Genomic DNA, 20,626 nt, shown 5'->3' with positions numbered 1-20,626 from the left:
TATCGTTAAACTCTTGTTACCATTAAGGATGCAAGAACTACCAACCCTTAACGACATTCCTAGTTTGTGATTCTTTTCTAGGTCTATGCTTTTAGTTCATGTAAACCGGTTCAGCATTTATCTCCTCCGTAAATTTTTTCGCCAATTCCGTTGACATTCCTGCAAAAGGAAGACGAAAGCAAGCGCTCTTCTAAAAACAGGTATTTATCCCAAGATATATATCCAGACATGTCCATCTTCTCTGAATATACTGTGTATGAGTTGAAATGAAAGGAGATGAGTTGGAGTGGAAAGAAGAGAATTTGATGACTTTGGCAACCAAATGTCATTTCGGTTTTCAAATCGCCGTAATGGAAAAGATGATCATCATCTGTTTGAAGGGGAATTTGAATCGAGTGACAACCACCGTGGTGCAAGGAGAGGAGACAGACATTCTCGCGGAAGAGAAGTTGGTGATATAAGTACTTCGATGTGCGAGAAGCTTGCAGATATTATCGGAGGAGATATTTTGACTACAGACCCTGTCTGTGTTGTTTCACGTCTTAGGAATATAAAAGCTACTATCTTAGGCCGCCGTACCCGTTCCCCGCTTGCTCTGCCGTTTGCACTGTCTTTTGAAAATAAAAGAAATGGAAAGACATTGAATCTTGGCGAAACAGTTATCCTTCAAAAAGAAATCAATCCTTTCCTGTCAGAATTACGGAAAAGAGGAATCATAGTAACCGCTGTCCATAACCACTGGCTTTTTGAAGACCCACGTTTAATGTATATGCACTGGGAAAATATTGGGGATCCTTTTCGGTTTGCTGAAGACAGTATAGAAGCCGCTAAAGACGCTGGTTTATTCTAATGGAAACAATCTATTCCTCTTAATTATCAGCTAATCATTTTCTTCGTAAAAAAAGAATTGACCACTATTATCCTTTATTTCCCTTAATGCCACTTTAAATCAATAAAAATGCTGCCGTTATTTTAACCGGCAGCATTTTTATATTAGGAATTCAGCAATATAAGAGAATTTATTGTGAAAGGCTGTGATATTCATCCTTTATTTCTTTAACTGTTTGATCAAATTGTTCGCCCCAATGATCATTGACTGTATGGAATATGACATTCCCTTTTTCATCAAGGAGCCCATATCCTCTGTAGGCTACATCTCCATTTTTCATGTCAAAACGCTCTACCATTTTCAGATCAGGATCAGAAATGAAAGGTAAACTTTTGCCGTACTCCCTGGCTAGAGCATCGTATAATTCCCGTTGTTGTTCAGGCGTATCTTTACTGATAATATACATATTTACATCCAGATCTTTTAATTGATCAAGGTTCTCATTCAACTGAACCAGCTGCTGTTGACAAAGAGTTCAGGTGTATGTGGTAATGAAAAAAAATAGTGTTGGTTTTTCCTGCGGGAAAGTAATTTCGTCATTGTCCTGATTCAACAATGTCATGTTTCCTTCTAATTTTGTTTGGCCGCACCCTGCCAGGACCAGGACTGACAAGAGCATAAATAATACGATTTTTGATTTCATGAGTATCTCCCTATTCAGTTAATAGATACTAAAATTTTTCTAATTAATTCAGCAATTGGTTTTCAAAATTACGTCCTTACTGAATCATCCGCAAAAATTGTTTTGTCCGGTCAGCTGTTGGATTGGAGAAAATGTTGTCGGGTGCACCCCGTTCAACGATAAAGCCCCCGTCCATAAAAATCACTTCATCAGCCGCTTCCTGGGCAAATCGCATTTCATGAGTTACAACGACCATCGTCATGCCCTCGTTTGCCAGATCCTTCATAACTTTTAAAACCTCGCCCACAAGCTCAGGATCCAGGGCTGATGTCGGCTCGTCAAACAACATGACTTCCGGCTCCATCGCCAGAGCCCTTGCAATGCCTACACGTTGCTGCTGGCCTCCTGACAGCTGAAATGGATAAAAATCCACTTTGTCAGAGAGTCCTACTTTTTCCAGGAAGAAGGCTGCTTTCTGTCGAGCCTTAACTTTCGTTTCTTTTTTGACAGTTACCGGTCCTTCCATAACATTTTCCAGTGCCGTCATATGAGGAAAGAGATTATATCCTTGAAATACCATCCCGGTAAGACGGCGGAACGAAGAAATCAATTTTGGTGAAACCTTTGCTGAAAAGTCGATCTGCTGCCCGCCAATAGAAATTTTCCCTTCTGTAGGTGTTTCAAGGACATTCAGACAGCGTAAAAATGTAGTTTTTCCAGATCCTGATGGGCCGATTATAACGACAACTTTACCTTTGTCAATTTCAAGATCAAGTCCTTTCAATACTTCCAGCTGGTCAAAAGATTTCTTTAAACCTTTAATAGAGATCATACAAATCCTCCTTTCACTAGCGATTTACCGAGATACATACCGGTCCAGTCGATTTTCAATTCTTCCCTGAGCAATTGAGAGGATAAAACAGATAACCCAGTATATGAGTGCAGCTTCAGTATAGAGAAGAAGAAATTCATAATTTGTAGTCGCGATTTCCTGTGCTCGCCGAAACATTTCAGTTAACAAAATCATGGATGCAAGCGAGGTATCTTTTACTAAACTAATAAATGTATTTGATAAAGGTGGAATTGATACCCTTGCAGCCTGAGGGATGATAATTCTCCTTAACGCTTGCCTTCTGCTCATCCCGATGGAAAAACCCGCTTCCCATTGACCTTTAGGTATAGAAAGAATGGCCGCCCTTATTATTTCAGACGCATAGGCACCAACATTCAGGCTGAAACCAATGATTGCAGACGGCCATGGGTCAAGGGTAATCCCGATAGTAGGCAAACCATAGAACAGTATAAATAATTGAACCAACAGAGGTGTCCCTCTTATTGCGGAAACGTAGATCCTGGCAATTATCTGCAGAATTTTTACATCTGAAATCCTGGCTAGTGCTGTCAAGACGGCTAGTCCTAATCCGCAAACAAAGGAAATCAACGTTAAAGGGATTGTATAAAAAATAGCCCCCTGTAATAGGGGGACAACTGAATTTTGGGCAATTTCGATCAGTCTTGCCAACCTTTCAGGGTCAGCCAATATATTATTCAAGTACATTTTCATCAAACCATTTTAAAGAGATTTTGTCATAGGTACCGTCAGCGATCATATCCGCAAGTGCACCATTCACCGCCTCGACAAGAGTGTCGCTGTCTTTCCTGAACATCAAACCGCTTTTGGAAGCATTATCGCTCTCTGCAACTATTTTAACCTTAGCCTCTGGCTTAGCCTTTTTAAAATCAAGAAAGGAAAGATTTTCATTGATAGTGGCATCAACGCGTTTCGATAAAATTAGTTCGATGGACTGATTAAAGCCATCAACCCCAACAATTTCTGCTCCGTTTTCCCTTGCAATGTCAGCATAGTTGCTTGTCATGGACTGGGCAGCCTTTTTACCTTTAAGATCTTCAAAACCTTTCAATTCAGTGTTTTCCTCATGAGCAATCAATACTGCAGTAGATGTGATATACGGGTTAGAGAATAAATACTTCTCTTCTCTTTCTGGCTTTATTCCAACCTGGTTTGCAACCATATCGAAACGCTTTGCATCAAGACCAGCAAACATTGCATCCCATTGAGTTTCTTTGAACTCCGCTTGAACCCCTAGTCTCTTGGCAACTTCTTTTGCAATATCAACATCAAAACCTGTTAGATTCCCATCCTTGTCATGGAAGGTAAATGGAGGGTATGTACCTTCTGTCCCCACAAGAAGTTTTCCTTCTTTTTCTACCTTAGAAAGAACTGAATTTTCTTTTTCGGTTGCGTCGTTTCCTTGCAGCACTTTATCATCTTTCTCCTGCCCACCGCACCCAGATATTAATAGAACTGCGGAAAGGATTAGTACAAGTAAAAAGGAAAGTCTTTTCATTTTAATTCCTCCTATTTCAGTCGGTTTAATAAGATTTAATTATCATAATTCAATTTCTTATGATAGTCAAAGGTTTATACTTCACTTTATAAATATTCCAATTGTCTGTATTAATTATTATTGGAATTTGAACGGCTATAAGCAATGCGAATAATTTACTTAAAAAGTAAAACAATTAATCGTTAATTTACATTTTCAAAATCTCTTGATTTCTTTTTTTACTTTTTCCCATTAAGCAAATAGCATTCCTGGAGCAATGCTATTGCCATCCAATTGCTTAGGAATTTTCCCAGTAATGGGAATATACTTAAAAGCAATTTTCAACTTGGATTTTTTTGAATCGACAATTTCTGTTTGCATCAAAAGGCTTTCCACTAAATATTAGTTACCTCATTTCAATACTTTGTAAAGTATGGCATTCATTAAGAGCTATTTTTTGCACATTAATTTCCTTAAATCGGAAAACATAAATTGGTCATCAAAAATCCAGGAGGAAAATAATATGCAAATGCAAAACATGAACCAAAACGGCAATCAAATGGCAACGAACATGCCAATGAAGCAAAGTATGTCAAACAACCATGGGGGACATGAGCTCTTTGATGCTCACGAAGTGATCAGTGGAATCATCTGTATGCTTGATCAGTACCTAATTTATGATCAGCACATAAAGGATCCCGAGTTAAAAACAATTCTGCAGCGTCAGTCTGCTTTTGTCACTCAAACATATAACACAATAGTCGAGAGTTTTAAAACAGGGCAAGACCCAACGATACCTACTCAGCAATACGAAATGACCCAGAATAATGATGTAATATACGGTCTTAAGCCAGGGCAGCCGAAGAAACCTATGACTTCACTAAATGAGATTTCTGATCAGGGCATTTCAGGATTTATGCTGGGCCAGGCAAAATCGATGTCGTCTATGCTTGCAATGGCTGCACTGGAGATGACAAATCCCGTGCTTCGACGTGTCATTGCGGACAGCGTCCCGAATTTCATTGAACTGAGCTATGAAATTTTCCTTTATCAAAACAAACATGGATATTATCAGGTTCCACAATTGATGCAGCAGGATATGAACCAAATGCTGACAAGCTACACCCAGTCGAATCCCCAACAGCCTGGTTCCATGACTAACTAAGATTAAAAAACGGGAAAGAAATCGCTGATTTCTTTCCTGTTTTTTGACTAAATCAAAAAGCTTTCTACCAATTTCGTGCAAATAGAGGTTCATTTTAAAATCACTCTAGATATGTCAATTTTTTCATTTAACGTTATTTTCATTTTTACCCAGAATTTCGTCTCGAACTCCTGATGTTTAATCAAATACGATTGAAAATACCTTTACTTTTCTCCCTTTTTCACTCTACGGTTCTTACGTTTATAAAGATTATCACCGGGTACGTTTTAGATATTACTAAGTCTGCCTACCGAAAGCGGTTTGATGAAAGGGGTCTTATCATGAAAAGAAAACTATTTTATGGAATTCCATTAGCGCTTGCTATCTTCTTTAGTGGTTGTTCTGCGGAGACGGATCAGGAAAATGAACCGCCTGTCGAGGATACTGAAAATGATGTGGAAGATGAAGATTTCAAACTGGATGATGATAAATCAGATAGTGATGGGAAGTAAGGCATCATGACTATTCAGGCTACCAAAAAGCTGTTTCTTCAATAATGAAGAAACAGCTTCTTTACATTTTTATAGTTTGTAAGTGATTGCCTGTTTTCCAAACTGTTCCCAGCCTGCGATGAACTCTTTTTTTGAGAGCTTATCGTTTTTATCGCCAAGCGGATCGTTTACATATACGTTGTTGTTGTCGAAACCGGTGACCAAAACCGAATGCCACTTGTAAGTAATCTTTTCTTTGCCTTTTTTCGTATCCCAGGTTTCCCAATGCTTTTCTGGGACAACGGCAAACGTACTTGGTACCAGCACCCAGACTGGCCGACCATCTTTAACATGCTTCTCCACTTCGTTAAATTCTTCTCCGGTCAGGTCCTGTATTTTTCCCGGAAGGTAAGCTTCTCCCAATTCGGCTACAGGGCCATGGTAGACTCCAAGACCAGGCTTGTCCATTGTTTTCATATTGCCGACAAATCCATCACCCGGATGTCCCCTCAATCCGTCTTTTTCAAATGGAACACGGTCTATTTCCTTTGATAACTCCATCTTGCCAACATCCTGGCCCGCATGCTGTAAAAGCATAGCAAGTGTTGTGACTTCGCAGCCTCGCTCTAATTCAGGCAATTGAGATATATGTGGAGCATCTAGCTTCACTTTTGCCTCACTATTTTCATTTGAGTTCTGAGCCTCAGTTTGCTGTTTATTTTTAGAGGCCGGGTCTGATTCCGGAGGAGGACTTTCTGCACCAGAGCACCCGGCAAGCATGATGATCAACGGTATAAAAGCTTTTCTCAACCTTTTTCTCTCCTTGTAGCATTTATTTGTTTTTGGCTTTAAAACCTTCTAATTGTAAAAAAACCTTAGTACCGAAACGGTTCTAAGGTTTTTATCCTCCGTTATTCTTCAACAGACTCCTCAATGATCTGCTGTTCTTCTTCGGTTAATTCCTCGTCATTCTCGGTTGTACCTTCTCTTGGTTCGTCAGGTAATTCATGTGTACCATCTGGTGCCGGAGGAGCTTGTTCATCCTGTTCCATCACCGGATCTTCTTCCGGCGGGGGCTCTTCAGTGGCTCCGCAACCGGCAAGCAATAGGCCTGTCCCCATTGTGAATGAAAGCATTAAGTTTCTTTTCTTCATGTTGCCACTCCTTCCTATTACACTCTTATATACTTATAGCCTAACTGGACGCTGGTAAACATTCTCCAAGTGGATATGGAATGTAAATATTGGAAGACAGTAATACGTTAGAAATAAAAAAACTGCAAACCACCTGGCCTGCAGTTTTTCGTCATTATAAAGGTTTCCCAGTATCGTTTTTCGCACTAAGCTTTTTCCGTCCTGTAAACATCGGAACTAATATTGTCAGCAAGCTTACAATGATCAGTGTCAGTGCGATTGGCTTATCCAAAAAGATAGCCAGACTTCCATTTGAGATTGTTAACGTTTGCCTGAAGGCTTGTTCCATCATTCCTCCGAGAATAAAGGCGAGGATAAATGGCGCCGCCGGAAACGAGAACATCCTCATCAGGAATCCAATGATTCCAAACGCGACTAACATGTACAAATCAAATGTGTTGAAGCTTATGGCATAGACTCCAATCAAACTGAAAATGATCACGAGTGAGATCAATAGCGGTCTTGGAATCCTGAGTACCCTTGCGATATAAGGAATCAACGGAAGGTTCAGGATTAATAGAAAAATATTCCCGATATACATACTGGCGATGATTCCCCAGAATACTTCTGGTCGATCCTGTATCAGGAGTGGGCCCGGCTGAACGCCTAATACTAAAAATGCCCCTAATAGAACTGCTGTTGTACCTGAACCTGGAATTCCGAGGCTTAGAAGTGGCACGAATGCTCCGCCAGTAGCGGCATTATTCGCTGTTTCAGGTGCTGCCAGCCCTTTGATTGAACCTTTTCCGAATTCTTCTGGGTTTTTAGCCAACTTCTTTTCCGTAATATAAGCAATGAAGGAAGCGATTGTTGCTCCCGCTCCTGGTAAGACACCAATGAGGAAGCCCAAGAATGATTGCCGTGTCATTGGGCCACTCATTTCCTTGACATCCTGCTTTGACAGCCGCAAACTGCCAATCTCTTTATTGTCACTCATCGAATTATCTTTTCGGTTCAACACGAGTGTACTAACCTCCGCCAAAGCGAATAAACCGAGCGCGATGACCAGGAAGTCGATTCCCTCGAGAAGATTCGGGTTCCCGAACGTGAATCTGCTTGTACCAGTCTGACTGTCGATTCCAATTGTCACAACGATAAACCCTAGGGTTGCGGAAATGAATGCCTTGATGGTTGAACCATCAGACAAACTTGAAATAGCTGTCAGTCCCATGAACATCAACGCAAAATATTCAGCCGGTCCGAATGATACCGCTACTGCTGATAAAATTGGCGTGAATAACATGAGCAAAATGACACTGACTGTTCCGCCTGTAAAAGAGGCAATTGCCGCAATTGCCAATGCCTTGCCTGCTTTCCCCTGCTGCGCCATCGGATATCCATCAAACGCTGTTGCGACCGTCCCAGCAACACCGGGTGCGTTCAAGAGGATTGAAGAACTTGAGCCTCCAAAGATGGCACCATAATAAACTCCGGCCATCATAACCAGCGCTACCGTAGGGTCCATGCTATAAGTAATCGGGATCATGATAGCGATTGCACTGATTGGTCCCAATCCTGGCATCATTCCGATGAATGTACCTACAAAAACACCGATAAATACAAACAGGATTCCTTCTATACTAAAAGCCACTTGAAATCCTGACATTAAACCTTGAAATGCATCCATGCTCTACCCTCCTCTTACAACGGGATAATTCCTGCTGGCAAATTAATTTTCAAAAGATAGTTAAATAGTCCGTAAATAACTAGAGAAAATGCAACTGAAACTATTGCATTCGTTACATGCTTTCTATATCCAAGGAATAATGAACATCCAAAAATAAACAAAGCAGTCATGATTAAAAAGCCAATGATTTCTAATAAGAAAATATAGATTAATATAAAAACAAGAACCGCTAATAACAATAGAACATTCTCTTTACTGATGGTACGCTTTACTTTTTCTGCCTCAGTCTCTTCTTTTTTATCTAAATAAAGAAGGACAGCGAAAAACAGCAAAAGAAAGCCTAGACCCTTTGGCACAACGTCCGCATCGATTATTGCATTAGGGTATTTAGGCAGGTTATAGCTTAAAACCAAATAGAAACCTGCTAGAATTGCCAGGAAAACTGAGATTTTCTGATTGATTCTTCTAAGCAATGGTAGTCACCTCTTTTAATAGAATGAAAGATAGAACAGGCATAACTGCTCTATCTTTCGATTCAGTTCGTTTTAAGCTGGTGGAAGTTAGCGTGACAACCCTAGCTCTTCAAGAAGATTCTGCATGTCTTCCGCTTCCGTTTTCAAGAACTCGCTGTACTCTTCACTATCCATGTAAAGTTCTCCCCATCCATACTTCTTGCGGATTTCATCCCATGCCGGAGAGTCGCTTAACTCTTTGAATTTTTCTTCATAGTACTTCACGGCTGCAGGGTCCATTCCCGGGGGTCCGAAGAAGCCTCTCCAGTTAACAAACGTTTCATCAATTCCTTGTTCCTTGGCTGTTTGGAAGTCAGATAAGACTTCCCCTTCCAATCTTTCCTCAGAAGTGATACCGAGAACTTTGATTTTTCCAGCTTTTACTTGTTCAATCGTTTCTGCTACACCTGTTGTATAAACATCCACACTTCCATTCAATACAGCAGTTAAACCACCCGCATCCGGGTCAGAAATATACTTGATCTTTGTTACGTCAACGCCAGCAGCCTTAGCGATCTTCACAAACTGCATATGGTCCATACTGCCTGGTGATGAAGTTCCAATAACGCTGACGCTTGCAGGATCCTTTTTCATGTCTTCAAATAAATCATTCAAGTTATTCCACTTCGCTTCTGCCTTAACAACGAATGCGCCATAGTCTGCAATTACGTTCGCAAGCGGTGTGAAGTCTTCATATCCATACTCAGATTGCCCGTTCAAAGGCACTAAAAGTAATGGCGGTGATGCAACGAACATATTGTGTTCGCTGTCTTTTTTACCGGCGATATAAGCCCATCCAATGGCTCCCCCTCCACCAGCTTTATTGACAACTGGTAAACGTTTGTCAATGATTTTCTCCTGTTCGAAAACTTGTGAAGCCATCCGGGCTGTTGTATCCCAACCGCCCCCTGGTCCAGCCGGAGCCGTAATTTCAATCGGTTTAGTCGGTTTCCATTCCCCATTTTCCCCTGTTGCATTGCCGTCACCAGAAGACTGGTTGGAACATCCTGCCGCAATCAGCATCGTGAATGCCGCAGCTGTCGCTAAAAACTTTTTCATTTTGTTTCCCCCTTTGTAAAGATCAATCTTCCATCCTAAACGCTATATTAATTCAGAATAATTAAAATGTAACCGTTTACAATATTACTTGCATAAAAAACTTTTTGGGTATTTTGTTCATTTTGTTCACGGGTCGCCGCCGATTTCGATCAATTCCTTGAACACCTGCTTTGCAATCTTAGAGGAAATCGTGCCGTTCTCGATCAGTTGAATCATTCCGCCAAGTCCTTCCGGAGTCAACGCTGTTTCGTGAATTGGATGGCGAGTATGGAATTGCCTATAAAAGAAAACATCCCCTTTCAAAGGAGATGTTTTAAACCAAATAGTATTTTCGCTCGGGTCTTCCAACAATTCCGTATTCTAGTTCAGCTCTTGCCTTGCCTACAGAAATTAAGTATTCCAAATATCTTCTGGCTGTTGTTCTTGAAGCGCCTAAATGTTCACTTAAATCCTCCGCGTTAATGCCACTTGTTAGCGAACTTAATGTTTCCTCTACTTTTCCGAGCGTTAACGGGTCGATTCCTTTTGGCAGAAAATCGGATTCTCCGACAGCCTGCCCTCCGGTAAATACCTGGTCGATTACTGCCTGGCTAAACTCCTCGTTTGATTCCATTAGTTCCCTGCGTCTAACCACTTTCTCCAGAGCTTCCTTGAATCGTTCAAAAGTGACTGGCTTTACTATATAATCAACTACTCCATTGCGGATCGAAGGTTCCACTACTTTCCGTTCTGTAGAAGCAGTAATCAAGATAATATCCAGATTCTCGAACCTTTTCCTTAAAACTGGCAGCATTGATACACCGTTTCGGTCCGGAAGATAGTTATCCAGCAATAATACATCTACTTCTTTATTTTCCAAAAGCTCAACGGCTTCCTTTGCATTCAATGCTTTACCAACGACCGCAATACCCTCAATTTTCTCTAAAAACTGTTCATGAATTGACGCAACCCTGAAATCATCTTCAGCAATAGCTGCCTTGATCATCACCATCACCCCTTCTCCCTGTGTTCTCAATCTTTCTGTAGTCCCTAATTTGCAGCATTGAGCCTTTTTTTCGGCAGGTAAACGGTCATTATCGATCCTTTGCCTGGTTTAGAATCCACCTCAATGTTTCCATGAAGTTTATCAATTGCCTGCTTTACAATTGCCAGGCCGTAGCCACGATTTTCTTCACCTTTTGTAGAAAAGCCTGTTTCGAATATTTTATCTGTTTCCTTGACCGGAATCCCCGGTCCATTATCATATACTTCAATGATCAAGTCCTCACCTAGATCAATTGCGAAGAATGTCACCTCACCCGTTTTGTTCCCTTCTACAGCATCGAAGGCATTATCAATCAGATTCCCGATAATCGATATTACATCTGTATAGGGAATATGTGCGGGGAGCGGACCCATACTGCTATTCTCATCAATGATGAACTGAACTTTTTTCTCAGAAGCTTTCCCGAGTTTCCCTAATAATAGTGCCTGTATTTTCGTATCAAAGATTTGGTCGAAAATAATCTTGTTCTGACTTTCATGAACTTCCGATTCTGCCTGGATCATTTCAATTGCTTCATCATGCTTGCCCAATTGCAGCAACCCTGAAAGCACATAAAGCTTGTTGGAAAATTCATGAGTTTGGGCTCGTAAATCCTCTGAATACCTTTGCACTTCAGTCAAAGTCTCGAGCATTTTATTGATTTCTGTTTTATCCCGAAATGTTGATACTACCCCGATCACATCACCGTTTTCAAAAATTGGAGTTCGATTGATGATCATATCTCTATTTCTCAAAGTGATTTCATGATCACGGTCAGGCTTCCCTGATTCCAGCACACGATAAACGCCGGTATTGGGAATGATACTTTCAATTTTATGGTTTATGCTGTCCTCTTGTATATCCAATAGTTCTTTAGCAGATTGGTTGATCATTGTAATATAACCATCTTTATCGACTGAGATAATACCCTCTTTTATCGAATAAAGGATTGCATTTCGCTCTAGGTACAATGAGGTCATTTCATGAGGCTCCAATCCGAGAGTTGTCCTCCGGATGTTTTCAGCTAGAAGATAGCTTGCGAGAATTCCAATCATCACGACGATTAATGATATGAACCCAATTTCCTTGCCCCTCTGAAAAGCGTCCTCTTTCAGGTCAGCGATCATATAGCCAACTGAAATGATACCGACTATCTCCCCTTGCTGATTTCTGATTGGCCCCTTCCCCCTGATTGACTGGCCTAGCGACCCCTTCGCCTTTGAAATATAAAACTCACCTTTTAATGCAGGGCTGTTATCTCCTCCAACCATTGACAATCCAAGTTTCTTCTCATCTGGATGCGCATACCTGAGTCCGTCTTTATTGCCTACAACAATGAATTGAGCACCGGTTTCCTTCCTGATTTGATTCATGAGAGGCTGAAGAGTTTTTGAAGGGTCGTCATGCTCAAAAGCCAGAATAACGGTAGGCATGGAAGCAACAGTTCTTGCCAATTGAAGAGCCTGGTTCCCTCTCTGCTTTTCAACCTGCTTATATTCAATCACCAATGATATGACAAGGAAAATGGAGATGATAAACACGGTATTAACAATATTTGAGCCAATGATTTTGGTTTGCAGGGACATTGGAAGTTTTTTTCGTTTCATGACTCCCCCGGTAAAATATTATTATAAATCTATTAATATTCTAATTATTTTTACCATTATTGTCACCCTAATCTAACAAGTTTGAACACCTTGGTCTTTTTAACATTGTTGATGGATCAGAAATAATACAGCTAAAAGTGTTGATACTCCAGGCGGCTATCCTTGCTGTTGCTAGTTTGTCCGTACACGACCGGGGAATACTGATAAAAAACTCTATTGGACAAGCCGGACAACCTATTCGTGTTTTGTGTCCTTTAGAAGAGTTCTATCGGACAAATCGTGTGGTCTTTTCGCGATTTTTGTCCGTTAGAAGGGCTCTATCGGACAAAACCATCGGCTTTTTCTCAATTTTTGTCCGTTAGAAGGGCTCTAGCGTTCTTTTTATAATTAGTTGCGATTAAAACTGAAGGCCTGCTTTTTTCACAATTTGTTTCCATAGTGGAGGAAGCAACAATATAGCGGGGTGTTAAAATGAAATTAAGTGTACTTGACCAATCTGTCATCAGTAAAGGGGATTCAGCGGGAGAAACTTTAAGAAAAACGGTGGAACTGGCACAAATTACTGAGGATCTTGGGTACACCAGGTTCTGGGTGGCAGAACATCATAATACTAATGGCATCGCTGGTTCCTCTCCAGAAGTGCTGATTTCTCATATAGCATCCAGGACTCGAAAAATCAGAGTAGGTTCTGGAGGTGTTCTGCTACCGCAATACAGCCCTTATAAAGTCGCGGAAAACTTCAAAGTTCTGGAGGCGCTGTTTCCGAACCGTATTGATGCGGGATTAGGACGTTCTCCAGGAGGGTCAGCCACGACAAGGCTCGCATTGACTGATGGGCTGCGCAAAAGCCAAAATGAATTCCCGAGACAGGTTAAAGACTTGCAGGGATTTTTCAAAAATGATTTACCCGGAGACCACCCATATCAACAGGTAAAAGCATACCCAGAGGTGTCCGGTTCTCCTGAATTATGGCTATTAGGGATTACACATCGAGGTGCAAGACTAGCAGCAGAAAATGGAACAGCTTTTACTTATGGCCACTTCATTACGCCGGTTAATGGTAAACGAGCTCTGGAACAATATTATCGCGAATTTCAACCATCGCCTTTACTGGATAAGCCTAAAGCAAATGTTTGTGTATTCGTCGTTTGCGCGGAAACCCAGGAAAAGGCTGAAGAACTGGCTTTGAGCCAGGATTTGTGGCTTTTGCGAGTAGAAAAGGGGATGGATACGCGTATTCCGTCGCTGGAGGAGGCGAGGAATACTCCATTAACAGTTAGCGATCGATCTAAGATCATCGAAAATCGTAAACGGATGATCATTGGAACACCAGAAAAAATAAGAAATGCAATTCTGAAACTTAGCGAAGTATACAGCACTGAAGAGTTCATGATTATCAATAATTTGTATAGCTTCGAGGATAAGGTAAATACATACACCTTATTGGCTGACGCCTTGCTTTAAGAAGGGGGAATCCCCCTTCCTGTTATTCCTTCAAATCCTTTTTGGTCATTTCACTTCGAATGTTCACATCTTTCGATATATTTCTCTCTTTATTGTTAGGATATTTGTTTTTACGTTCACGATTATCATTACGGTTTGTCATGGTCATCCCTCTTTCTTATTTTTTCCGGCTTTTGGCAGAATTGATGTCCTGGTCATTGCCTAACTCACCGTTCGTGCGGCCTTTTTCCTTAGCGATCTTTCCGCCCAACCTTACATTAGGCTGGCTGATTTCTTTTTCATTCATGTTTGTCACCCCCAGTTTTAAGATGCTCAATTTTTTAAAATAAAATATCAGAAATTAAATCTTTGTCATTGCACATCGATTCTGTTATGTAATATAATTTATTTAAATAATCTGTTATATAACAATAATTGAGAGAGAGGTAGAACGAATGACTAAAACAGATGCAATTGCACGGAGGATTTTGGGCTGGAAGCTTAACAGATGGGATCGATGGTTCGACTATGAAAAAGGTGTCTTCATCAATGACTCTGAATTCAAGCCTGAACAGAACCTTGTCCATGCGATGCTGGTCGTTGAGAGACTGGAGAAGTTAGGCTACAGCTTTTCATCTAATGGAGTTTCCGAAGCCGCTTTTAACCAATTCAAAGGTACGGGGGAACATTTACCTGAAGCAATTACAAATGCTGCCTATGCCATCATTGAAAATGACTCAGTTGTGTCCAGTACGTCCCTGTGGCGTAAGCTTTCATAACGCAAAAAGAGCTGCCATCCATACCTTGGATGACAGCTCTTTTGAATTTATTCCACTTTTTCGTCCTTCCCTGCCAGCCAGAATGAGGCGGCAATCGATGCGATTATGACAATGAAAGGTGCGTAAAACATTGTGAATTCAGCCATTTTCCAACCTCCTATGCGTGGTCATTCCTTTTCCCCTGGACATAGTCTTTATTAAATAAAAACAATCTCAGCAGCAAGTACAATGATGGGAGCAGGAGTCCCAGCCCCGCTATGAACGCGATGATGAGCGCAACCGCCATCGCTTCATTTGTAAAGCTGTCGTATATGCTGAGAAACGGATATAACAGATACGGGTAATGCGAAATACCATAGGCAAAAAAGGCAATAAAGAATTGGCCGGTCAATAGTCCAAACGCCACGCCGTATGCCTTCCTTTTTCCGATCAGGTACACGGTCCCCACAAACAGGATAAAAGAGATGGCGAACAGCCACCATAAATCAACCAGCCTGCTGTAATGTTCCGGGTTATGGCCCTTAAGTTCCACGATGATACCTGTTGCCGTCACGATCGCAGGCACAGACCAGATCAAGGCATATTTCCGCAGCAGCTCTGTAGCAGGTTCATCCTGGGCCTTATTCGCATACCAGGTTAAAAAGACGGCAGATATATATAGAACTGCCGCCAGACTAAGGACGACAATACTCCATGTCAAGGGGCTGGTGAACAGGGCCCAGTAGTCCAATTCCACACCTGATGCAGTCTCTTCCACGAAGCCTCCCTCTGAAATTGTCAGTACAATCGATAAGGAGGCCGGGATGAACAAGCCGGTAAGTCCATATAAATACGTATATCTCTTGTGCTCCAATCCACCGTATGTGGTGAAGGCGTAATAAGCTCCGCGAATGGCGAGCAACACCACTCCTATACTGGCCGGGACCAGCAGGATGGTTCCGTAGTAGTAAGCTGTTTTAGGAAAGAACCCGACAATTCCCACAAAGAAAAATACAAGGAAAACATTCGTGACTTCCCAAACAGGCGATAAATAGCGCTGGATAATCCCTGTCAGTATATGCTGCTTTCCCCTGAACAAACTGTATGCATTGAAAAAACCTGCTCCGAAATCGATGGAGGCGACGATGACATACCCAAAGAGAAAGAGCCAAAGAACCGATATCCCGATTATTTCAAGTGTCATCGAAACTCACCTTCCTTCTCTAGTTCCCTGTCTGCCAGTTCTTGTTCAACTGTATTTTTCCGGAACATCCTTGTTAGCACAACGGTGCTGCCAATGGCAAGAATCAAATATAAACCTGCAAACAGCAGCAGCATCAAATCGACCTGTCCGCTTGTGGTTGCCGCATCCTCAACCTTCATGATTCCTCGAAGGATCCATGGCTGCCTTCCGACTTCAGCAAACCACCAGCCGAGTTCAATCGCTACCATCGAAAGAGGTCCACCCAAGACAATCAGCCAGCGGTACCACCTCGTCCTGATAAAGCTCCATTTCATCCATACACCGGCAACATAGACAAGCGAAAGGGCTGTCATCCACATCCCGATTGTTACCATTCCATCAAACAAATAATGAATATACAATGGCGGAATTTCGTCTTCAGGGAATTCATTAAGGCCAATCACTTCAGCGTTAGGATTGCTGTGAGCTAGAATACTTAGTGCATAAGGAATTTCAAGTGCATATTTTACTTCTCCATCATCAAGAACTCCATACAACACCAGCGGTGCTCCCTCATGTGTCTCGAAGTGCCATTCGGCTGCTGCAAGCTTTTCAGGCTGGTATTCGGCGAGGTATTTACCTGAGAAATCTCCTATGACCGCAGCCGCAATTGAAAAGATAAGACCAATTTTCATCGTTAAAAATAACGCTTTTTTATGGTAGATATGATCTGATCCTTTTAAGAGTCGGTATGCGCCAATCGAAGCAAGGACAAATGCTGAAGTCATATAAGCTGTTGCCAAAACATGGGCGACCTTCGTTGGCATCGCCGGATTAAACATCGCCAAAATTGGATTGATATTGACCAGCTGGCCGTTCACAAGGTCAAAACCTTGCGGCGCATTCATGAATGCATTGACAATCGTGATGAACACGGCTGAAAAAGAAGCCCCAACCGCAACCGGGATCAGCAGCAGCAAATGTTTCTTCTGATTCTCAAACCGGTCCCACGTATATAGATAAATGCCGAGAAAAATCGCTTCAAAGAAAAATGCGAATGTTTCCATGAACAGCGGGAGAGCGATCACATTGCCCGCCAGTTCCATAAAATTAGGCCATAGCAAGGAAAGCTGCAGGCCAATAGCCGTCCCTGTCACAACTCCGACCGCAACGGTGATGACAAAGCCCCGCGTCCATCTTCTTGCTAGCAGGATATAATGCTCATCCTGTTTCTTGATTCCCAGCCACTGAGCGATCATGATCATCAGTGGTATTCCGACCCCGATGGTGGCATAAATAATATGGAAGGATAATGTAAGCTCCGTTAAGACACGACTGAAAAAAACTGATTCTTCATTCCCCATTTTTTAACTCCCCTTTTCTATCCAGCAAAAATACGTCCGATAAATGACAGACCCATGATTGCAGCCACAATAAAGGCCAGCCACATAAGCACTCTTTCTTGTTTTTTATACATAATTTCACCTCGAAAGTTTGTTCAATAAATCACATTTTGGTACATGCACTAAGCCCATCTCTTTTATACAATATAAATGTGAGAAAAATATGTTATGTAATCCATTTTGGCGTCTTTCATTTCATTCCCGTTCTCTGGCCTGTTAAAACGAAAAAACAGTATATTGTCAGTGTGCCCGTTTCGGTATTTCCAGCTTTTCTTTATACCCTTGGAAAAACCAGATAACAGCTGCGACCCATATGCCGCTGGCAAGAAAGCCTCCAATGATATCACTCGGATAATGGACACCTAAATAAACCCTGCTCAATCCAATCGCAATAATCATAAAGGTGCTGAGGAGGATGACAGCGATTCTCCCCATGCGGGTCGGGACATGGCGCCAGAGCAGGAAAGCAAGGATGCTGTAAAAAGAAAAAGCATTCATTGCATGGCCGCTCGGAAAACTGTATCCCCCTATTTCAATCAGCATGTTAAAATCAGGGCGGGCACGATGAAAATACAGTTTCAACAACCTGTTCAGAATCGGTGCAATATAAACAACAGACAGGAAAACAAGGATCTCCAGCCTAAGTTTTAACACGTAAAAAAGAAATAGGAAAATTGGAATGGTCAGGATGACGATAAATTTTAAAGAGCCAATATAGGTGAAGAATTTCATAGCCGCTGTCAGGCCCTCTGCGTCGAGCCCCTGTACCCTATCCATAACAACCCGGTCGAACATAACCAGATGTTCAGCCTGTACCAGATAAGACATAACGATAAAGCCGAATAACGAACCAAAAAAGGCGATTAAAAGCTGCAGATTAAACTTCACGAATCAGTACCCTCCAGTGCTTTTTAAATCACCCTTACTATTCCCGAATCCTTCATTTTCAAAAGTCCTTTCACGATTACCTCATTAACAAGTTAGTAAAATAATAAGCAAACAAAAGAAGGAATGAACTCAATCATCCCTTCTTAAAATAACCGCCGGCCTCCCGACTGGATAATATTCAATTGGCCCGCATTCCTGAAGAGCTGCTTCATCTAAACAGTTCCTGCCGTCAAAGATGATTCGCTGCTTCATGACATCCAACAGTGCTTCGAATTCTAGCTGTCTGAACTCTTCCCACTCTGTGACAATGAACAACGCATCTGCTCCTTTTGCCGCTTCCAATGCTGAGTCCACGTAGGTGATGATCTCACCGATGACCTTTCTTGCATTGCCGGATGCAACTGGGTCGTAGGCTGCAACCTTAGCTTCTGCTGCAGTTAAAGCACGTGCAATTTTTATCGACGGTGCTTCCCTCATGTCATCCGTTTCTGGCTTGAAGGAAAGGCCAAGCATGGCGATTTTCTTCCCCTTCAATTCTCCGAGTCGTTTCTGCGCCTTACCTACAAGCAGCTCTTGCTGATGATCATTGATGGCAATCGTCTCTTCTAATAAGGAAAAAGGAACCCCTTTCTCCCTGGATGTATGCAGCAGCGCTTTTACATCCTTCGGAAAACAAGAGCCTCCGTACCCTATTCCGGCCTTTAAAAAGGCTGATCCAATCCTCTTGTCGTAGCCCATCCCATTCGCTACATCTTCCACGTCTGCTCCTACGGCTTCACAAAGATTGGCGATTCCATTGATAAAGCTGATCTTCGTTGCCAAAAAAGCATTGGAGGCGTATTTGATCATTTCGGCGCTTCTTACATCCGTCAATAAAAACGGAACGTTCAGCGGCCGATACATTTCCTGGATTTTTTCAGAAGCACCCGCATCGTCAGAACCGATGATAATCCTGTCCGCTTTCAAGGTATCCTGAATGGCTGACCCTTGCCGCAGAAACTCTGGGTTGGAGACCATCTTGATCTCAACCTTATTTTTCAGCTGCCCAAGTAACAGCTGTTTCAAATATTCATTTGTGCCCACGGGGACCGTGCTTTTAACCACGACAATCGAATCCCGGATGATATGTTCAGCGAGGTCCTTTGCGGCCTGCTCAAGAAAGCTCAGATCCGCCCGCCCATTGTCACTCTGAGGTGTACCGACGGCAATAATGATAATGTCCGCGTGGTTCAATGCATACGGGTGAGATGTAGTAAAAGTGAGTCTTCCTGTAGAGGAATTTTTAATGAGAAGTTCTTCAAGACCCGGTTCATAGATCGGGGACTTTCTTTCCTTAAGTTTATTTATTTTTCTTTCATCAATGTCTATACAAATCACATTGTGGCCGATTTCCGCCAGGCAGATTCCTGTGGACAGTCCGACATATCCTGTTCCAAGTACAGCGACCCTCATGTCAGTCACTCTCTCTCTTCATGCCCGGCATGTCGTACACGTTTTTCAAATACTCAATGACATCGTCCCTTGTATCTTCCCTTTGCAGTGCGAAATCAACCGTTGCCTTGATGAAACCGATTTTATCCCCGATATCATATCGCTTACCCTCGAAGTTGTATGCCAAGACTGCCTGCCGTTTATTTAGCTCATTGATTGCATCGGTCAGCTGAATTTCTCCTCCTCGACCTGCTGGCAGCTTTGAGAGTACATCGAATATTTCCGGTCTTAGAACATAACGGCCCATGATCGCAAAATTAGATGGAGCATCTTCTTTTTCAGGCTTTTCTATCAGCGAATCAATATAAAACAAGTTCGGTTCAAGATTTGCCCCTTTCGGTTTGATGATTCCATACTTACTGACATCGCTGTCAGGCACACTTTGAATCGCTACAACAGAACTGTTGCAGTATTTAAAAACATCGATAATTTGCTTCAGGCACGGCGTATCAGACATCACAATATCGTCTCCTAGCATCACAGCAAACGGTTCATTACCAATAAAGCTCTGGGCACAAAGGATAGCGTGTCCCAGGCCCATCGCTTCTTTTTGCCGGACATAATAGATATTTGCCAGGCTTGATATCTTTTGAACCTCTTCTAAAATAGCAAGCTTATTCTTTCTTAATAACGCATCTTCTAGTTCATATGATTTATCAAAATGATCTTCTATCGATCTTTTTCCCCTGCCGATGATGATAATGATTTCCTCGATCCCTGAGGCAACTGCTTCCTCTACGATATATTGGATTGTCGGCTTATCAACGATCGGCAGCATTTCCTTAGGCTGTGCTTTTGTTGCCGGTAAAAATCTTGTCCCGAGTCCGGCTGCCGGGATAATCGCTTTTCGGATTTTCATATGCTGCCTCCCTTTTGAATTCCATAGTCTTTTATATTCAAAATGCCAAGCTCCCGGCACGTTAAAGGCCTACCAATTCAAAAAT

23 protein-coding genes and 2 pseudogenes are annotated in these 20,626 nt (G+C 42.0%); 5 read left to right on the top strand and 20 right to left on the bottom strand.

The genetic code is table 11. The features are described 5' to 3' along the window. The first annotated feature begins 286 nt into the window (after nt 1–286). A complete protein-coding gene (locus TY49_RS18020; protein ID WP_369390361.1) occupies nt 287–850 on the top strand; it encodes a DUF1259 domain-containing protein in 564 nt (187 codons plus the stop codon). Between the two features lie 169 nt (nt 851–1,019). Here TY49_RS18020 and TY49_RS18015 read toward each other — a convergent pair. The 5 genes and pseudogenes from TY49_RS18015 to TY49_RS18000 form a co-directional block, all read right to left on the bottom strand. Then, nucleotides 1,020–1,349, bottom strand: a pseudogene (locus TY49_RS18015) (redoxin domain-containing protein); the annotation flags it as partial. 15 nt (nt 1,350–1,364) lie between these two features. Then, entirely contained in the window at nt 1,365–1,532 is a 168-nt protein-coding gene (locus tag TY49_RS24775) for a hypothetical protein (RefSeq protein WP_156972722.1), read from the bottom strand. Nucleotides 1,533–1,608: 76 nt separating this feature from the next. Beyond that, complete coding sequence (locus TY49_RS18010) at nt 1,609–2,343, bottom strand: amino acid ABC transporter ATP-binding protein (RefSeq protein WP_041967298.1); 735 nt, start codon at nt 2,341–2,343, stop codon at nt 1,609–1,611. Nucleotides 2,344–2,367: 24 nt separating this feature from the next. Beyond that, nucleotides 2,368–3,069, bottom strand: coding sequence for an amino acid ABC transporter permease (locus TY49_RS18005; protein ID WP_041967297.1), 702 nt, complete (start codon nt 3,067–3,069; stop codon nt 2,368–2,370). Then, on the bottom strand, nt 3,056–3,880 hold the full coding sequence (locus TY49_RS18000; RefSeq protein ID WP_041967296.1) for an amino acid ABC transporter substrate-binding protein: 825 nt from the start codon (nt 3,878–3,880) through the stop codon (nt 3,056–3,058). Before TY49_RS18000 ends, TY49_RS18005 begins: the two co-directional genes overlap by 14 nt. 502 nt (nt 3,881–4,382) lie before the next feature. Here TY49_RS18000 and TY49_RS17995 point away from each other — a divergent pair. Continuing rightward, nucleotides 4,383–5,024, top strand: coding sequence for a spore coat protein (locus tag TY49_RS17995; protein ID WP_041967295.1), 642 nt, complete (start codon nt 4,383–4,385; stop codon nt 5,022–5,024). 320 nt (nt 5,025–5,344) lie between these two features. Next, nucleotides 5,345–5,515, top strand: coding sequence for a hypothetical protein (locus TY49_RS24770; protein WP_156972721.1), 171 nt, complete (start codon nt 5,345–5,347; stop codon nt 5,513–5,515). 69 nt (nt 5,516–5,584) lie between these two features. Here TY49_RS24770 and TY49_RS17990 read toward each other — a convergent pair whose 3' ends face one another. The 8 genes and pseudogenes from TY49_RS17990 to TY49_RS17955 all read right to left on the bottom strand — a co-directional run bounded on the left by TY49_RS17990 (nt 5,585) and on the right by TY49_RS17955 (nt 12,516). Then, nucleotides 5,585–6,304, bottom strand: a complete 720-nt coding sequence (locus TY49_RS17990; protein WP_041967294.1) for a C39 family peptidase — start codon at nt 6,302–6,304, stop codon at nt 5,585–5,587. A 101-nt stretch (nt 6,305–6,405) separates the two neighbouring features. Beyond that, nucleotides 6,406–6,648, bottom strand: coding sequence for a hypothetical protein (locus TY49_RS17985; RefSeq protein WP_041967293.1), 243 nt, complete (start codon nt 6,646–6,648; stop codon nt 6,406–6,408). Nucleotides 6,649–6,802: 154 nt separating this feature from the next. Further along, on the bottom strand, nt 6,803–8,314 hold the full coding sequence (locus TY49_RS17980) for a tripartite tricarboxylate transporter permease (RefSeq protein ID WP_041967292.1): 1,512 nt from the start codon (nt 8,312–8,314) through the stop codon (nt 6,803–6,805). Nucleotides 8,315–8,328: 14 nt separating this feature from the next. Continuing rightward, entirely contained in the window at nt 8,329–8,787 is a 459-nt protein-coding gene (locus TY49_RS17975; protein WP_041967291.1) for a tripartite tricarboxylate transporter TctB family protein, read from the bottom strand. An 87-nt stretch (nt 8,788–8,874) separates the two neighbouring features. After that, complete coding sequence (locus tag TY49_RS17970; RefSeq protein ID WP_041967290.1) at nt 8,875–9,885, bottom strand: tripartite tricarboxylate transporter substrate binding protein; 1,011 nt, start codon at nt 9,883–9,885, stop codon at nt 8,875–8,877. A 129-nt stretch (nt 9,886–10,014) separates the two neighbouring features. After that, nucleotides 10,015–10,140: pseudogene (locus TY49_RS24345) on the bottom strand (hypothetical protein); the annotation flags it as partial. Nucleotides 10,141–10,198: 58 nt separating this feature from the next. After that, the gene (locus TY49_RS17960) at nt 10,199–10,870 is read right to left on the bottom strand and encodes a response regulator (RefSeq protein ID WP_041967307.1); all 672 of its coding nucleotides are present in this window, start codon (nt 10,868–10,870) and stop codon (nt 10,199–10,201) included. Nucleotides 10,871–10,914: 44 nt separating this feature from the next. After that, the gene (locus tag TY49_RS17955) at nt 10,915–12,516 is read right to left on the bottom strand and encodes an ATP-binding protein (RefSeq protein WP_041967288.1); all 1,602 of its coding nucleotides are present in this window, start codon (nt 12,514–12,516) and stop codon (nt 10,915–10,917) included. Between the two features lie 471 nt (nt 12,517–12,987). On the opposite strand from TY49_RS17955, the gene TY49_RS17950 reads away from it, so the two are divergent. Continuing rightward, complete coding sequence (locus tag TY49_RS17950; protein ID WP_041967287.1) at nt 12,988–13,980, top strand: LLM class flavin-dependent oxidoreductase; 993 nt, start codon at nt 12,988–12,990, stop codon at nt 13,978–13,980. Nucleotides 13,981–14,137: 157 nt separating this feature from the next. Here TY49_RS17950 and TY49_RS25455 read toward each other — a convergent pair whose 3' ends face one another. Continuing rightward, nucleotides 14,138–14,266, bottom strand: coding sequence for a hypothetical protein (locus TY49_RS25455; RefSeq protein WP_269745767.1), 129 nt, complete (start codon nt 14,264–14,266; stop codon nt 14,138–14,140). Between the two features lie 148 nt (nt 14,267–14,414). Between TY49_RS25455 and TY49_RS17945 the strand changes: the two genes are divergently transcribed. Continuing rightward, nucleotides 14,415–14,738 carry a BC1872 family protein gene (locus tag TY49_RS17945; RefSeq protein WP_041967286.1) on the top strand — a complete coding sequence of 108 codons (324 nt, stop codon included), beginning with the start codon at nt 14,415–14,417 and terminating at the stop codon, nt 14,736–14,738. Nucleotides 14,739–14,785: 47 nt separating this feature from the next. Here the strand turns inward: TY49_RS17945 and cydS are convergent, their stop codons facing one another. From cydS to galU, 6 genes are all read right to left on the bottom strand, one after another. Further along, nucleotides 14,786–14,884, bottom strand: a complete 99-nt coding sequence (gene cydS, locus TY49_RS25600) for a cytochrome bd oxidase small subunit CydS family protein (protein WP_396654820.1) — start codon at nt 14,882–14,884, stop codon at nt 14,786–14,788. An 11-nt stretch (nt 14,885–14,895) separates the two neighbouring features. Next, the gene (locus tag TY49_RS17940) at nt 14,896–15,921 is read right to left on the bottom strand and encodes a cytochrome d ubiquinol oxidase subunit II (protein WP_041967285.1); all 1,026 of its coding nucleotides are present in this window, start codon (nt 15,919–15,921) and stop codon (nt 14,896–14,898) included. Continuing rightward, complete coding sequence (locus TY49_RS17935; RefSeq protein ID WP_041967284.1) at nt 15,918–17,264, bottom strand: cytochrome ubiquinol oxidase subunit I; 1,347 nt, start codon at nt 17,262–17,264, stop codon at nt 15,918–15,920. The genes TY49_RS17940 and TY49_RS17935 overlap by 4 nt, the downstream gene beginning before the upstream one ends. 279 nt (nt 17,265–17,543) lie before the next feature. Next, nucleotides 17,544–18,191 (bottom strand): phosphatase PAP2 family protein, encoded by a 648-nt coding sequence (locus tag TY49_RS17930; protein ID WP_041967283.1) that lies wholly within the window; start codon nt 18,189–18,191, stop codon nt 17,544–17,546. A 129-nt stretch (nt 18,192–18,320) separates the two neighbouring features. After that, nucleotides 18,321–19,643: a UDP-glucose dehydrogenase family protein gene (locus TY49_RS17925; protein ID WP_041967282.1), complete on the bottom strand. Its 1,323-nt coding sequence runs from the start codon at nt 19,641–19,643 to the stop codon at nt 18,321–18,323. Between the two features lies 1 nt (nt 19,644). After that, nucleotides 19,645–20,541: a UTP--glucose-1-phosphate uridylyltransferase GalU gene (galU, locus tag TY49_RS17920; RefSeq protein WP_041967281.1), complete on the bottom strand. Its 897-nt coding sequence runs from the start codon at nt 20,539–20,541 to the stop codon at nt 19,645–19,647. Nucleotides 20,542–20,626 lie beyond the last annotated feature (85 nt).

This window comes from Mesobacillus selenatarsenatis SF-1 (assembly GCF_000813125.1).
GTDB lineage: Bacteria > Bacillota > Bacilli > Bacillales > Cytobacillaceae > Mesobacillus > Mesobacillus selenatarsenatis.
The sequence above is the reverse complement of the archived record's forward strand: the minus strand, read 5'-3'. Positions and strand labels throughout refer to the sequence as shown.